The sequence below is a fragment of the Shewanella sp. S1-58-MNA-CIBAN-0166 genome (assembly GCF_040310085.1).
In the GTDB taxonomy this organism is placed as follows: domain Bacteria; phylum Pseudomonadota; class Gammaproteobacteria; order Enterobacterales; family Shewanellaceae; genus Shewanella.
On the sequence record NZ_JBEOPN010000083.1, the window covers coordinates 1 to 590 of the forward strand.

1 protein-coding gene is annotated in these 590 nt (G+C 46.4%); it reads right to left on the reverse strand.

Going from position 1 to position 590, the window contains the following annotated elements:
• The coding region (locus AAEY99_RS21180) for a tyrosine-type recombinase/integrase (RefSeq protein ID WP_351011942.1) at positions 1–590 on the reverse strand (590 nt) is incomplete at both ends.

Consider the following 590-nt stretch of genomic DNA (forward strand, 5'->3'; position numbering starts at 1 on the left):
TCTTTACCGGGAAATACATGCCGAGGATGGCGATGGGTTTGCCAGTAATACCGAAGCGCTAACAATGTGCGTTGTGGTAAAGGTACTAGCCTATCCTTGCCGCCTTTGGCGTCACGAACATGCACCTGCATCAACGCTGAATCGATATCGCCAACCTGTAATGAAATTGCTTCACCGAGGCGCAACCCCATACTGTATAAGGTTAAAAAGCACACTTGATATCGCAGCTTATGGGTGAGGCTAATGACGATTGAGACTTCGGCAGGGGTTAGAATATCCGGTAGGCGTTTGACCTGCGGCGGCTTAACAATGTTGAGCCACTCCCAAGATTGATTAAGGACATACCGGTAGAAAAACTGTAATCCATTGCGGTCGAGTTTTACGGTACTCCAGGAGTGAGAGGCAATTAAATCAGCAAAATAACGCTTTAAGTCATCGGTTGAAAGGTTATCAGGGCAACAGTCAAAATAAGCGCTAATGCGCCTAATGGCGCGACTGTACGCATCGATAGTCGCAGGCCGCTTGCCTTGCAGAGTTAAATTGGTAAGATGTTGTTCATAAAGAAAATCAAAGCGTTGTTGTTCATGAGA